Source organism: uncultured Microbulbifer sp. (assembly GCF_947498635.1).
GTDB lineage: Bacteria > Pseudomonadota > Gammaproteobacteria > Pseudomonadales > Cellvibrionaceae > Microbulbifer > Microbulbifer echini.
Genome location: NZ_CANMKV010000007.1, coordinates 80,553 through 93,735, shown reverse-complemented (window position 1 = coordinate 93,735; position 13,183 = coordinate 80,553). Strand labels below are relative to the sequence as shown.

Below are 13,183 nucleotides of genomic sequence, written 5' to 3'. Positions count from 1 at the left end.
CAGGATTGAGCTGTACAAAACAAGCAATTACGATGAAAACACTAATAATATTATTATTTTTCACACTGGCATCAGTGGCAATTGCCACTGAAACACCGGAATTAACAAAGGAGGACCTGAAGAAAAAAGCTGCCCTTGTCAATGAGCTACAAAACAAAATGCTGATGAAGGGATCTACAGCCGAAGATATCGAAAAACTATTTTCTCACTATACCGATGACTTTATCTATATCCATGAAGTTTATGGCGGCACCTACACCAGAGAACACCTATATAACAATTCTATAAAATATTTAAAGAAGGGAGAATATCAAATGACTGGTGCCAGATATAAAATCATATCAATAATCGCCGGTTACAAAGCAGTCTCCCTTGAGCGACAACAAACCTATCGAGGCGTTACCTCTAACCACTTAACGGTATTTGAATTTGAGGGAGATCAGATTTCTAGGATTATTGAATACTGGAAATAGGTATTTAATGAAATATTAGATTATAGTGCTCTATACACGTCTCTCAATCTACCACTCTACATATCGTTAATTTCTGTCAATAAAAATCAACAAACAAGAGGGGATATTATTTCTCTAAGCGGGAAGCTGATCAGACGCTTAAAGGTTGAAGTTTATGGAATTAACTGAGAAAGGCGTAAGTATCATGTATCAGTAAAAGGCAACAGAGAAGGGGTGAGGCAGAAAATTTTAGAACAGGCAACCCTGTTTATTTTAGCACTGACAAAAATGATACTAAAACTCTCTAAAAGGTCCTCTCCAAAAAAAACACTCTTTGGAGAGGACTCACTACTCACTCAGCAGGGCGCCAAAGCCTTAGCCACACGGGAGTTGGTCTCCCGTCCCAACTGTTCAGAAATAAAGTTCCCAGCCTCAGCGAGTAACTGTAAATCCACGCCGCTTTCAATACCCATACCATTGAGCATGTAGAGCACATCCTCACTGGCAACATTTCCTGAAGCGCCACGAGCATAGGGGCAACCGCCGAGGCCGGCTACAGCGGAATCTACTACGGCGACCCCCATTTGCAAGGCCGCGTAGATATTGGCCAGCGCCTGGCCGTAGGTATCGTGGAAATGCACCGCAAGTTTTTCCACAGGTACACGGGCCATCACCTGCTCCAGCATGCGCTTGGCGGCTTCCGGGGTGCCGACACCGATGGTGTCTCCTAGAGAAATTTCGTAGCAGCCCATTTCCAACAGTGCGGCACTGACTTCGGCCACCTTGGACGGGTCAATATCGCCCTCGTAGGGGCAGCCGAGTACGCAGGACACATAACCGCGCACGGGAATACCATCCTGCTTGGCTTTTTCCACCAGCGGGCGGAAGCGCTCCAGGCTCTCGGCAATGCTGCAATTAATATTTTTCTGGGTAAAGGCTTCTGAGGCCGCGCCAAATACGGCAACCTCATCTGCTTTTGCCTCTAACGCGCGCTCATAGCCTTTTAAATTTGGCGTGAGCGCGCTGTAGATAACACCGTCTTTGCGCTGAATACCCGCCAGGACTTCCTCGCTGGCAGCCATTTGCGGTACCCACTTGGGGCTGACAAAACTGCCGGCTTCAATCACCGCCAGGCCGCTGGCACTGAGCTTGTTCACCAGGGCGATACGGGTTTCCACGGAGATAGGCTGCTTTTCATTTTGCAGACCATCGCGGGGGCCCACTTCTACGATTTTAACTTGCTTGAGCAAATCCATTATTGCTCCTCCCCGGCGAAATCCACCAGCAGGCTGCCGCCATCCACCAGCTCGCCTTCGGCGCAGAAAAACTGCTGCACGGTGCCGGCGGCCGGGGCACGCAGGGTGTGCTCCATTTTCATGGCTTCCATCACCAGCAGTGGCTGGTCTTTTTCCACTGTGGAGCCGGGCTCAACCAGCAGGGAAATTATGGTGCCGTTCATGGGGGCATCGAGGCCGTGGGCTTGGTCATTGCTCTCGCCGATATCCGGTGGCAGCAGTTTGAATTCCACCTGGGTGCCATCGATAAATACCGCACCACCATCGCGGGTATCCACAGCGGAGAAACTCATGCGGCGGCCATCCACCAGCATCAAGTCGCGACCCGGCAGCAGGCGAATCTCACCGCTGTTTTGTTCCTCAGGCAAGGCATCGCAAGTCCAGTGCAGGCTATTGTCCTCCGCAATAAAGCGTATTTGAGCGTGCTGGCCACGGTAGTCCACCGTCTGGGTGCGACTGCCGGCCAGGGCATTGCGCCAATTATCGCCGCTGTGCCAGGGGGAGAAGGGGTCCCGCTGTGGAGCGCTGTTGCGCAGGTCACACTCTTCACGCTGCTGCAGGTATCCGGCAATAGCGGCGCACTTGAGCGGCGTCAGTGTCTGCTCCTGGTGCAGGACTTCCGCTTCGTAGTCTTCGATAAAGTGAGTGGAAACACGACCACAGGCGAAAGCCTCGTGATTGATCACCCGGCGCAGGAATTCGATATTGTGACGCACACCGGCAATCAGGTAATCGCGCAGGGCGCGGTCCAGTTTGGCCAGGGCCTCTTTGCGGGTGCGGCCGTGGCAGATCAACTTAGCAATCATTGGGTCGTAGTACACGCTGATTTCATCGCCGGTCTGCACGCCGGTATCCACTCGTACGCCCTCGCCTTCCGCCGGAGGCTGGTGACGCACTAACAGACCTGTTGCCGGTAGGAAATCATTGTCCGGATCTTCGGCGTAAATCCGCACTTCCATGGCGTGGCCGTTGATCTGCAGCGCATCCTGGCTCATGGGCAGGGTGTCGCCAGCGGCGACGGCCAGCTGCCAGGCCACCAGGTCCTGACCGGTGATCATTTCCGTCACCGGGTGCTCTACCTGCAGGCGGGTATTCATTTCCATAAAGTAGAAAGCACCGCTGGCATCCAGCAAGAATTCCACTGTGCCGGCGCCCACGTAACCGATGGCGTGGGCCGCGCGCAGGGCCGCTTCACCCATACGGGCTCGCAATTCCGGACTCATTCCCGGTGCCGGGGCCTCTTCCACCACTTTCTGGTGGCGGCGCTGCACCGAGCAGTCTCGTTCGAACAGGTAGACGCCGTTGCCCTGCTGATCGCAGAACACCTGAATTTCCACATGGCGCGGGCTCACCACGTAGCGTTCCAGCAACATAATATCGTCACTGAAGGCGTTCATGGCCTCACGCTTGGCGGCAGCCAGTGCTTCGTGGAATTCATCGGCACTGTCGACACGGCGCATTCCTTTACCACCACCGCCGGCAGCGGCTTTCAGCAATACCGGGTAACCGATGCGATTGGCGTGGCCTTCCAACAGATCTTCATTTTGGTTGGTGCCGTGGTAACCCGGCACCAGTGGCACATTGGCCTCTTCCATAATGCGCTTGGCGGCAGACTTGGAACCCATCGCCTCGATTGCTCCGGTGGGCGGGCCGACAAAAATTATGCCGGCGCTGTCACAGGCACGACAAAATTCCGCATTTTCAGACAGGAAACCGTAACCCGGGTGAATGGCATCGGCGCCGGTCTGTTTTGCCGCGCCCAGCACCTTGCCGATATCCAGGTAGGAATCCCTGGCCGGGGCTGGGCCCAGGTGTACGGCTTCATCGGCCATCTGCACGTGCAGGGCATCGGCATCCGCATCGGAATAAACCGCCACGGTGGCCACCCCCAGGCGGCGGGCGGTCTTGATAATACGGCAGGCGATTTCGCCGCGATTAGCTATTAATAATTTGCGAATCATAAAAATTATCCTTCGCCGCCATTCATCCACTTGGGCGCGCGTTTTTCCAAAAACGCCGTCAACCCTTCCTGCCCTTCCGGCGACACCCGCACGGCGGCAATCAGCGCACTGGTCTGCCCTTGTAGCTCGTTGTTAATCACCCGGTTGGACATCGACATGGCCAGTTGCTTGGCCATGGCAACCGCCTTGGGGCCGTTATCGGCAATGGCGGCCACCAATTTCTGTACATGCAGGTCCAGGTCACCCTCGGCACAGACTTCGGATACCAAGCCGATCTGCTCGGCACGTTCGGCGGAGAAGCGCTCCGCAGTCACAAAATAACGGCGCGCGTGGCGGGTGCCTATGGCATTGATCACATAGGGGCTGATGGTGGCTGGCAACAATCCGATTTTCACTTCGGACAGGCAGAAGCTGGCGCGCTCAGAGGCCACCGCCATATCGCAGCAGCTCACCAGGCCCACGGCGCCACCAAAAGCAGCGCCCTGTACCCGCGCGATGGTAGGCGCAGGGAAGGTATCGAGCTTGTACAGCATGGCGGCGAGTGCGGCGGCATCGCGGCGGTTTTCCTCTTCTGAATAAGTCGCCATGCGCTTCATCCAGTTGAGATCGGCTCCAGCAGAAAAGCTCTTGCCGTTGGAAGCCAGTACCAGCACGCGTACAGCGGGGTTTTGCGCCAGGGTGTCAAAGGTAGTGGCCAGTTCGTGAATCAGTTCATCGTCAAAAGCATTGTGGATTTCCGGGCGGTTCAGGGTGACCGTGGCCACGCCCTCGCTATCCACTTCGCACAGCAATTTATCGCTCATTATCATTCCTCGAATGGGGCGTCTCTCTTGCGGCGCAGGTTTTAATCGCCCTCGCCGCAAACCACGGTTTGGTTACATGCGGAACACGCCGAACTGGGTCTCTTGCGGCTCCTTGTGGCTGGCTGCCGCCAGGCACAGGCCGAGTACCCGGCGGGTATCCGCCGGGTCGATAACACCGTCATCCCACAGGCGCGCGGAGGCGTAATAGGGGTGCCCCTGGTGCTCGTAGTTATCCACAATCGGCTGTTTAAACTGGCGCTCTTCCTCATCACTCCAGGATTCGCCGCGCGCAGCCTTCTGGTCGCGCTTCACCTGTGCCAATACGCCGGCAGCCTGCTCGCCGCCCATTACCGAGATGCGTGCGTTAGGCCACATAAACAGGAAGTTGGGATCGTAGGCGCGGCCACACATTCCGTAGTTACCGGCGCCGAAGGAGCCGCCGATCAGGATGGTGATTTTGGGCACCTTGGCGGTGGCTACAGCGGTCACCATCTTGGCGCCGTGTTTGGCGATGCCGCCAGCTTCGTACTGCTTGCCCACCATAAAGCCGGTGATGTTTTGCAGGAATACCAGTGGAATCTTGCGCTGGGCACACAGCTCAATAAAGTGCGCGCCCTTTTGCGCACTCTCCGCAAACAGGATGCCATTGTTGGCAACAATACCTACCGGGTAGCCCTGGATACGGGCAAAACCAGTGACCAGGGTGGTGCCGTACAGCGCTTTGAATTCATCGAACTCAGAGCCGTCCACAACCCGTGCGATAACCTCGCGCACATCGTATGGTTGGCGCGAGTCCTTAGGCACTACGCCGTAAATATCTTCCGGTGGATACATCGGCTCCACCGGCTTTTGAATATCCAGGCCCGGATTTTTGATACGGTTCAAACGCGCTACTGAGCGGCGCGCCAACTGCAGGGCGTGTACATCGTTATTGGCGTAATGGTCGGAAACCCCGGAAGTGCGACAGTGCACTTCGGCACCACCGAGCTCCTCGGCGGAAACCTCTTCACCGGTGGCCGCTTTTACCAGGGGCGGACCCGCCAGGAAGATGGTGGCCTGTTCCTTCACCATAATGGATTCATCTGCCATCGCCGGTACATAGGCACCGCCGGCCGTGCAGCTGCCCATCACTACTGCGATCTGCGGAATATTCTGTGCAGACAGGTTAGCCTGGTTGAAGAAAATACGGCCGAAGTGTTCCCGGTCTGGGAAAACATCATCCTGGCGCGGCAGGTTGGCGCCACCGGAATCCACCAGGTAAATACAGGGCAGGTTATTCTGTTCGGCAACAGTCTGCGCGCGCAGGTGTTTTTTTACCGTGAGCGGATAGTAGGTACCACCTTTTACCGTGGCATCGTTGGCAACGATCACACAGGGCTGGCCGGAAACAGTACCAATGCCAGTAATAATGCCGGCAGCGGGAACCTCTTCACCGTAAACCTCGTGAGCGGCCAGCTGGGAAAATTCCAGGAACGGACTGCCCGGATCGAGCAGCGCATCAATGCGGTCCCGTGGTAATAACTTGCCACGCGCCAGGTGTTTTTCCCGCGCGCGCTCACCACCGCCCTGGGCGATGGCTTCCACTTTTTCACGCAGGTCTGCCACCAGCGCCTGCATCTGCTCGCGGTTTTCGCCAAAGGCGGCATCGCGGGTATTTATTTTGCTCTGCAACTGATTCATAAAATCTGATTCACTTTCCCGGAGAAAAGACCTCCACAGGGCGCGGCTGATACCGCAGGGCCCGACTGGAGACAGCTGCCACCGGCAGGCGCCGGCGGCGAGGAGAAATGCCCAGCCTTAGCGGGTCTCTTTAAACAGCTCGCGACCAATCAACATACGGCGCACTTCTGAAGTGCCCGCGCCGATTTCGTAGAGCTTCGCATCGCGCAACAGGCGGCCAGTGGCGTACTCGTTGATGTAGCCATTACCGCCCAGGGTCTGGATAGACTGCAGGGCCATCTGCGTTGCGCGCTCAGCAGTAAACAGGATTACCGCGGCGGCGTCCTTGCGCGAATCCTCACCGCGGTCACACGCCCGAGCCACCGCGTAGAGATAGGAGCGGCTGGCATTCAGGTCGGCGTACATATCCGCAATCTTGCCCTGCATCAGTTGAAATTCACCAATGGCCTTGCCGAATTGCTTGCGCTCGTGGATATAGGGCACAACCACATCCAGGCACGCCTGCATAATGCCCACCGGGCCACCGGAGAGAATGGTTCGCTCGTAGTCGAGGCCACTCATCAATACGCGCACGCCGCCGTTCAATTCACCGAGGATATTTTCTTCTGGCACTTCGCAGTCTTCGAACACCAGTTCACAGGTGTTCGAACCGCGCATACCCAGCTTGTCGAGTTTTTGCGCCTGGGAGAATCCGGCGAAACCGCGCTCGACGATAAATGCAGTGATACCACCGGAGCTGATGCCCGGCTCGGTGCGCGCGTAGATTACATAGGTATTGGCATCGGGACCGTTGGTGATCCACATTTTATTGCCGTTCAAAATAAAGCGATCACCGCGCTTTTCGGCACGCAGCTGCAGGCTCACTACGTCGGAACCGGAATTGGGTTCACTCATGGCCAGCGCACCTACATGCTCACCGGAACACAGCTTGGGCAGGTATTTGAGCTTCTGCTCGCGGGTACCGTTCTTGTGAATCTGGTTAACACACAGGTTGGAGTGGGCACCGTAGGAGAGCCCCACAGAGGCCGAGGCGCGGGAGATCTCTTCCATCACCACGGCGTGGGCCAGGTAACCCATATTAGAGCCACCGAACTCCTCTTCCACGGTCATGCCCAGCAGGCCCAGCTCGCCGAACTTTTTCCACATATCGGCCGGAAACAGGTTGTCTTCATCGATCTGCGCCGCGCGCGGGGCCAGTTCGGCTTGGCAGAACTTGTACACCATGTCACGGAGCATATCGATGTCTTCACCGAGACCGAAATTCAGGGTTGGGTAGGAGGTATTCATAGTGACTCCACTTAAAATGAAAGGGATTTAATTCAACTAGCTGCGCTGTGCCTGTGCATTACTGCAGAAGGTCTTTATTGTATTTAAGGGCCATCGGCCACTCACACAGCGCTCGCCGAAATATTTACCGTTATTGTTTAGGGGGTTTCGTCTTCGCGACTTTTCAACAGGGCGGTTTGCGCGCGGACCTCGACTTCCTCTAATTCCCCCATCAGGCTCTCGATATCCCGCAGCTGCTGCTGCAACTGCGCACGCTTTTGTGCGATGCGCTCCAGCAGACGCTCTAATTGCTCCACATTACCGTGCGCCGGATCGTACATATCGATAATTTCGCGGCTCTCATCCAGGGAGAAGCCGAGCCGCTTGCCGCGCAGGATCAGTTTCAGGCGCACCCGCTCCTCGGGGCTGTAAACGCGGGTCTGGCCGCGCCGCTCCGGTTTGAGCAGCCCCTTGTCCTCATAGAAACGGATGGTACGGGTGGTGATATCAAACTCCCGCGCCAACTCCGAAATACTGTAACTATGGGGCTCTACGATGCTGGCTTTGGCTTTCATAAGTACTTCCTCGAGACACAGCAAAGCCTAACAAGAGTTTACGTTAACGTAAACGTAAAGCACGCATCAAAAAATAACTGCGGAGGGCTAATGAGTCATTAACTCTCCGCAGTGTAGAAGTGGGCTATCAGGCGCCCAGCAGCTGCTGCAACTGGTTGTCGAGCAACTTTTGATAGGAGGGGGTCAGACCCGTGACCTCCAGAGCCCAACCGGCGCCATGGTGCTCAATCCGCCCAGCCAGGGAGGTGTCTTCCAGCAGTTCCGGGTGCAAGAACAACCCGCGTGATTGGTTCAACAATTGCTCGGCGGAAAAATCTGGGGCACTCGGCTCACAGGGTGCCACCGCCAGGGCCAGCTTCAGACCGGTGGCGCGACTCACACTTTGCATCTCCCGCAACAGCAGACCACAGCAAACTGCGCGAAACGCCGCATCGGTACCGGAGAATCCCAGGCCGATCTGCGGCCCGGCACAACTCAGCGGATGAGCTCCGTAAATGCGCCGCAGTAACTGCATACGCCCATCCAATTCCCGCTGTATTCCTTCGAGCGCACTGCGGCTCAGTTGATTGGTCAGCTGGGCCCAATTCAGGGGGCGCAGATAAAGACCTATGCTTTCACCTTTTTCCACCGGCAGATCCTGCGAGGGCCGCGACTCTTCGGCTGGCAGGCTTCGGGAAGAGGAAAGCCCACCCGCCAGCAGTGCCGCTACCGCGCTAAACGGTAGGGCGAACACCAGGATCAACAGCAGGCTGGCCCAGGGAAAGGTTACATCCGCTCCGGGTACCAGAGTCACGGTGACATTGCCGGCGATACTGTCGTGTAGCACTACCGGCACGCTAATCGTTTCGCCATTTTGCAGGTCGCCAACTTCCGCCAAACTATTCGATTCAACATCTTCAATGGCGATACCACTGACAGCGGGTAGCTCCAGTAGCTGTCGGGCCAGCAGCTGCATACTGATACGATCGGCGGCGACAATACGCTCAAGGCTCTGCCCGGCGAGAAAACTGGCCGCCGCCTGCGCTGAGGCTCGGTCTTTATCCACAGCGTCGGCATGCCGCTGCCCATAGTAGTGCGCCAGGGCGGCAGTACAGAATATGGCCAGGGTCAACCAAATTGTGACAGCCAGCAGGCGCTGGCGGGCGCGCTTGGATAGAAGCGCAAGCTGCTGCGGCAATCTGCGCAGTAGAGAAATTATCGATACAGACATAAAACGGCTGAAATACCTTGCCTTGTTTATTATTACCTTGCGACTCAACAAGCCATCCCGACCTGTTAAGTCGCCGCCCCAAAAAACACTGGCGCAGGTGCGTAGACCTGCAGGTGTGTTTTGGGCTCGCGATGGCCCGCGGCCGCGGCGCTATATTAATCCTTACACAGGTCTATTAATGCACCCTGTAATTTCCTGTGCCGTTTGTGGATCTGACAACAAAATAGTTCCATAGCAATGTTCAATCTTCAGCAAATAAAGAGATCTTGCCTTTCGGCGGCGATTTTAACGAAGATTTCCGCTAGCGCTATAATGCGTCGCTTATTGAATACTATTGCGGAGTTGCGCCATGGGCGACAAAACGAAAGCACACGAATTTCACCTGCCCCTGGCAAAAATTACCCAGTCAGCGCTGAACTGCCCTGTGCGTTACCTCACTTTCCACAACGACCATGCGCGACTGGGTCTTGAATACAGCGGCGCCACTCCATTCTCAGACACCTTTCATTGTGACCTGAACTTACCAAGCTCAAAGCCTTTAATGGTGCAGTCCCCCTGGTGCCTGACTCTTCTGAGCCCTGCCGCCAGCCTGGATCAGCTACAGCGCTTAATACATTTTTGCGCCGAGCAAAATTGGTGTATCGATACTATCGATACACTTTCCTATCGACGTGAATGCACGGTAATCCGCTTCCAGTTCAGCGCGGAATTGGAGTTTTCCCCGGCGCGCTTTGCCTGTTTGCAACTGGCCGAGGAAATAGGAGTCGATTTGGTTTTACAGGAGGGCCCCAGCCAGCGGGTACCGGCGCTTGCGGGCTTCGATATGGACTCCACTTTGATCGATGCCGAGGTCATCGACGAACTCGCCAAGATCACCGGAATTGGCGAGCAAGTGGTCGCCATCACCGAGGCCGCCATGCGCGGCGAGCTGGACTTCCGCGACAGCTTCAAAAAACGTATGGCCCTACTCAAAGGTTTTTCCGAACAGCGCCTGGCAGAAATCGCTCAACAGCTGCCGTTGAAGGAAGGGGCACAAGAACTGCTGCACTGCCTGCGCGAGCTAGACTGTAAAACGGTGATCCTATCCGGTGGTTTTACGTACTTTGCCAATTTCCTGCAGCGAGAACGCCTAGCCGTAGACTGGATTCACGCCAATCAACTGGAGTTTGCCGAGGGCACACTCACCGGTGAGGTCATAGAACCCATCGTCGACGGAATGCGTAAGCGGCTGTTGTTGGCAGAAACGGCAAAAGAGATGGGGCTATCACTGCAACAAGTGGTCGCTGTCGGGGATGGGGCCAACGATATCCCCATGCTGAACCTGGGTGCCCTGGGTATCGCCATTCACCCGAAACCCAAAGTACGCCTGGAGGCGCCACAATCCATCACCCGGTTCGGGCTCGACGCCGCGCTTTACCTGTTTGGTCTCAATGACCAGCAAATTGCCAAGTTGGGGCAACCGTAACAGCGCACCAGGAAAAGACGTCAGATGATTGCATGGGGAAAGGGGAAAGAGCGCGGCTTGCTGTTATCCGAACAGGCGCTGGGCTCATATCCACAGCTCACGGCGCAAAAACTAAGCACAACCAATAATAAAATCCGCCTGTACATAGGTACCTCCCTTTGCCTAATTGGAATTTTATTCGAACCGCAGGTTACGCAAAGGGTTCCGGTTTGAACAGTGGCTTAATGATTTTTATGCCAGAAAATTGACGTAAAAACTCTCTTTTTGTACCGATTTGCTCAATTTTGCTACACAGCGTATTACACGAACTTTTTGTCATGCCCTGCACCTATTACATGGTGCTCTACAGATATTTAACCAAGACGGGTCCCTCCCCACTCAAGGAGTGGCAAAGGGGGACTAGAAGAAGAATAAAGTGAAGGGCTAAAGTGGCAAATAGTGCGTTCGCCCGCGCCTGTAAGGCGAGTCGCAATTTCGGCACAGAGTGCCGAAATTGCTGAAAGAGCAGGGAATGATTCAGCTCTCTTTTTCACCGTAGATTACCAGGCTGTTTACTTTAACTGTCAGCGGATGGTAGCCCACTTTGGCACGCTCAAAAATACGCGCGGCCACATCTTTCTTACCCGTCTCAACCATATTGCGATAGAGCGGGCGTAGGAACTTATTGCGACCGATGCTGGTGAGGAAATTCTCCAGGCGCTCGAAGGCAGGCTCGTAATCATTGCGCACCGCAATCATCAACCAACTAAACGCCACCTCGTTATTACGGGATTCGGTCAGGCCAAAGCTGCGGTCCAGTTCTTTCAACTGCGCTTCGCTCAGTTTCTCCGGCATACCATCGAGGAAGTACTTCCACTGGTGGAAAGTCCAGCCTTTGGTGTCGATATCTTTGGCCGCCAGCTTACCGTCCAACCACTGCTGACGCACCGGGTCAAGCTTAGTGAAGGCATCGGATTGCGGGTGCGGCGCGCCTTCGGGGATACCCGGCTCGAAGATCCACTGGTGAATACGCTCGCGATCCAGCTTGTCACCGTGCTCTACCAGCAGCGTCTCGTCGAGGTACTTCACGAAGTCCTCAGTGGTGATGCTCTGGAAGGAGAAGTGGTTGAAGTACTCCATCAGGAAGCGGTCGAACGCCTTGCGGCCCACTTTCTGTTCCAGCTCATACAGGAACAGAGAGCCTTTCTCGTAGGGGATATTGGAGAACACTTCATCGGGATCACGGCCGCGCAGGTCGATAGCCATAATCTCGTCGCGGGGCTCTTTATCGGCCAGATCCGCCTGTAGGTCGTCGAAACCCAGCGCCATTTCCATCTGGTAGCGCTCATCACCGTAAACAAACTGCATGATGCGGTTGGTCAGGTAAGTGGTGAAGCCTTCGTTCAACCACAGGTCGCGCCAGCTGGCATTGGTCACCAGGTTGCCGGACCAAGAGTGCGCCAGTTCGTGGGCAATCAAAGCCACCAGGCTCTTGTCGCCGGCGATCACGGTCGGGGTGATAAAGCTCAGGCGCGGGTTTTCCATACCGCCGAAGGGGAAGCTCGGTGGCAGGATGAGCAGGTCGTAACGATCCCAGTGGTAGGGGCCGTAGGCCTTTTCGGTTACTTCCAGCATGGATTCGGTATCGGCAAACTCCGCCGCTGCAGATTCCAGCATGGAGGGCTCGGCGTAGACACCGGTGCGCTCCCCCATAGGCTTGAACTGCAGGTCACCCACCGCCAGGGCGATCAGGTAGGAGGGGATACGCTGGGGCATCTCGAACTCGTAGACGCCATCTTTGGTCGCCTGCGGGTCGTTATTCGCACTCATCACCGCGCGCAGTTCTTTCGGTGTGTGAACGGTGGCGTTATAGGTGATACGAACTTTGGGGGAATCCTGCAGCGGGATAAAGCTGCGCGCATGGATCGCCTGGGCCTGGGTAAACAGGAACGGGTGCTTCTTGCCGGCAGTCTGTTGTGGCTCCAGCCACTGCACACCGGAGGCGCCCGGGGCTGTGCGATAGCGGATAGTGATGCTCTCGGCATCTTCTGGCAGCTCAACGTTCAGCGGTGTACCCAGGTGGCCGTCTTTCTCGCCCATGGAGAACTTCACCGGCGCGCCATTAGCGGAAACGGAAACCACTTCCAACTCGCGGGTATCCAGCACCATTGGCAGGTTCTTATCGTTGAGGCGCTTGAAGTCCAGCTTCGCTTCGCCCTCGAGGACCTTGCGTGAAAAGTCCACGGTCAGGTCCAGATCCAGGTGCTGGACCTGGTAATCATTACTGTTGGCAAAAGAGTGGTAGTCCACACCGGACTGCGGTGCCTTGTCAGCGGTGGTTTTCTTTTCCATCACCGCGGCCGCTTTTACCGGAGTGCTTGCACTATCGGCTTCAGATTTGGACGGTTCTGTCTTGGAACAACCGGCGACTACGGCGAGGCCGCCGACAATCAGGCTGGTGCACAGTAAACGGGGCAACATGGGTCAACTCCCTAGG

10 protein-coding genes are annotated in these 13,183 nt (G+C 55.8%); 2 read left to right on the top strand and 8 right to left on the bottom strand.

Features of this window, described 5'->3' with window-relative positions; translation table 11 throughout:
• Positions 1-32 precede the first annotated feature (32 nt).
• Positions 33-473, top strand: a complete 441-nt coding sequence (locus Q1A69_RS05475; RefSeq protein ID WP_299582282.1) for a hypothetical protein — start codon at positions 33-35, stop codon at positions 471-473.
• 335 nt (positions 474-808) lie between these two features.
• On the opposite strand, the gene Q1A69_RS05470 is transcribed toward Q1A69_RS05475, so the two are convergent.
• From Q1A69_RS05470 to Q1A69_RS05440, 7 genes are all read right to left on the bottom strand, one after another.
• Positions 809-1,708: a hydroxymethylglutaryl-CoA lyase gene (locus tag Q1A69_RS05470; protein ID WP_299582280.1), complete on the bottom strand. Its 900-nt coding sequence runs from the start codon at positions 1,706-1,708 to the stop codon at positions 809-811.
• Entirely contained in the window at positions 1,708-3,708 is a 2,001-nt protein-coding gene (locus Q1A69_RS05465) for an acetyl/propionyl/methylcrotonyl-CoA carboxylase subunit alpha (RefSeq protein ID WP_299582278.1), read from the bottom strand. Before Q1A69_RS05465 ends, Q1A69_RS05470 begins: the two co-directional genes overlap by 1 nt.
• 5 nt (positions 3,709-3,713) lie before the next feature.
• Positions 3,714-4,511: an enoyl-CoA hydratase/isomerase family protein gene (locus Q1A69_RS05460; protein WP_299582276.1), complete on the bottom strand. Its 798-nt coding sequence runs from the start codon at positions 4,509-4,511 to the stop codon at positions 3,714-3,716.
• Between the two features lie 72 nt (positions 4,512-4,583).
• A complete protein-coding gene (locus Q1A69_RS05455) occupies positions 4,584-6,191 on the bottom strand; it encodes a carboxyl transferase domain-containing protein (protein ID WP_299582274.1) in 1,608 nt (535 codons plus the stop codon).
• Positions 6,192-6,308: 117 nt separating this feature from the next.
• Positions 6,309-7,478, bottom strand: coding sequence for an isovaleryl-CoA dehydrogenase (locus tag Q1A69_RS05450; RefSeq protein ID WP_299582272.1), 1,170 nt, complete (start codon positions 7,476-7,478; stop codon positions 6,309-6,311).
• Positions 7,479-7,615: 137 nt separating this feature from the next.
• Positions 7,616-8,032 carry a MerR family DNA-binding transcriptional regulator gene (locus Q1A69_RS05445; protein ID WP_299582269.1) on the bottom strand — a complete coding sequence of 139 codons (417 nt, stop codon included), beginning with the start codon at positions 8,030-8,032 and terminating at the stop codon, positions 7,616-7,618.
• Between the two features lie 127 nt (positions 8,033-8,159).
• Complete coding sequence (locus tag Q1A69_RS05440; RefSeq protein ID WP_299582267.1) at positions 8,160-9,242, bottom strand: hypothetical protein; 1,083 nt, start codon at positions 9,240-9,242, stop codon at positions 8,160-8,162.
• 349 nt (positions 9,243-9,591) lie between these two features.
• Between Q1A69_RS05440 and serB the strand changes: the two genes are divergently transcribed.
• A complete protein-coding gene (gene serB / locus Q1A69_RS05435; protein ID WP_299582265.1) occupies positions 9,592-10,707 on the top strand; it encodes a phosphoserine phosphatase SerB in 1,116 nt (371 codons plus the stop codon).
• Positions 10,708-11,223: 516 nt separating this feature from the next.
• Here the strand turns inward: serB and Q1A69_RS05430 are convergent.
• Entirely contained in the window at positions 11,224-13,167 is a 1,944-nt protein-coding gene (locus tag Q1A69_RS05430; RefSeq protein ID WP_299582263.1) for a M1 family metallopeptidase, read from the bottom strand.
• Positions 13,168-13,183 lie beyond the last annotated feature (16 nt).

What these genes read in the sequence shown, in the direction of transcription:
- Q1A69_RS05475 (WP_299582282.1), top strand. Translation starts at nt 33, where the DNA reads ATGAAAACACTAATAATATTATTATTTTTCACACTGGCATCAGTGGCA.
- Q1A69_RS05470 (WP_299582280.1), bottom strand. Translation starts at nt 1,708, where the DNA reads ATGGATTTGCTCAAGCAAGTTAAAATCGTAGAAGTGGGCCCCCGCGAT.
- Q1A69_RS05465 (WP_299582278.1), bottom strand. Translation starts at nt 3,708, where the DNA reads ATGATTCGCAAATTATTAATAGCTAATCGCGGCGAAATCGCCTGCCGT.
- Q1A69_RS05460 (WP_299582276.1), bottom strand. Translation starts at nt 4,511, where the DNA reads ATGAGCGATAAATTGCTGTGCGAAGTGGATAGCGAGGGCGTGGCCACG.
- Q1A69_RS05455 (WP_299582274.1), bottom strand. Translation starts at nt 6,191, where the DNA reads ATGAATCAGTTGCAGAGCAAAATAAATACCCGCGATGCCGCCTTTGGC.
- Q1A69_RS05450 (WP_299582272.1), bottom strand. Translation starts at nt 7,478, where the DNA reads ATGAATACCTCCTACCCAACCCTGAATTTCGGTCTCGGTGAAGACATC.
- Q1A69_RS05445 (WP_299582269.1), bottom strand. Translation starts at nt 8,032, where the DNA reads ATGAAAGCCAAAGCCAGCATCGTAGAGCCCCATAGTTACAGTATTTCG.
- Q1A69_RS05440 (WP_299582267.1), bottom strand. Translation starts at nt 9,242, where the DNA reads ATGTCTGTATCGATAATTTCTCTACTGCGCAGATTGCCGCAGCAGCTT.
- serB (WP_299582265.1), top strand. Translation starts at nt 9,592, where the DNA reads ATGGGCGACAAAACGAAAGCACACGAATTTCACCTGCCCCTGGCAAAA.
- Q1A69_RS05430 (WP_299582263.1), bottom strand. Translation starts at nt 13,167, where the DNA reads ATGTTGCCCCGTTTACTGTGCACCAGCCTGATTGTCGGCGGCCTCGCC.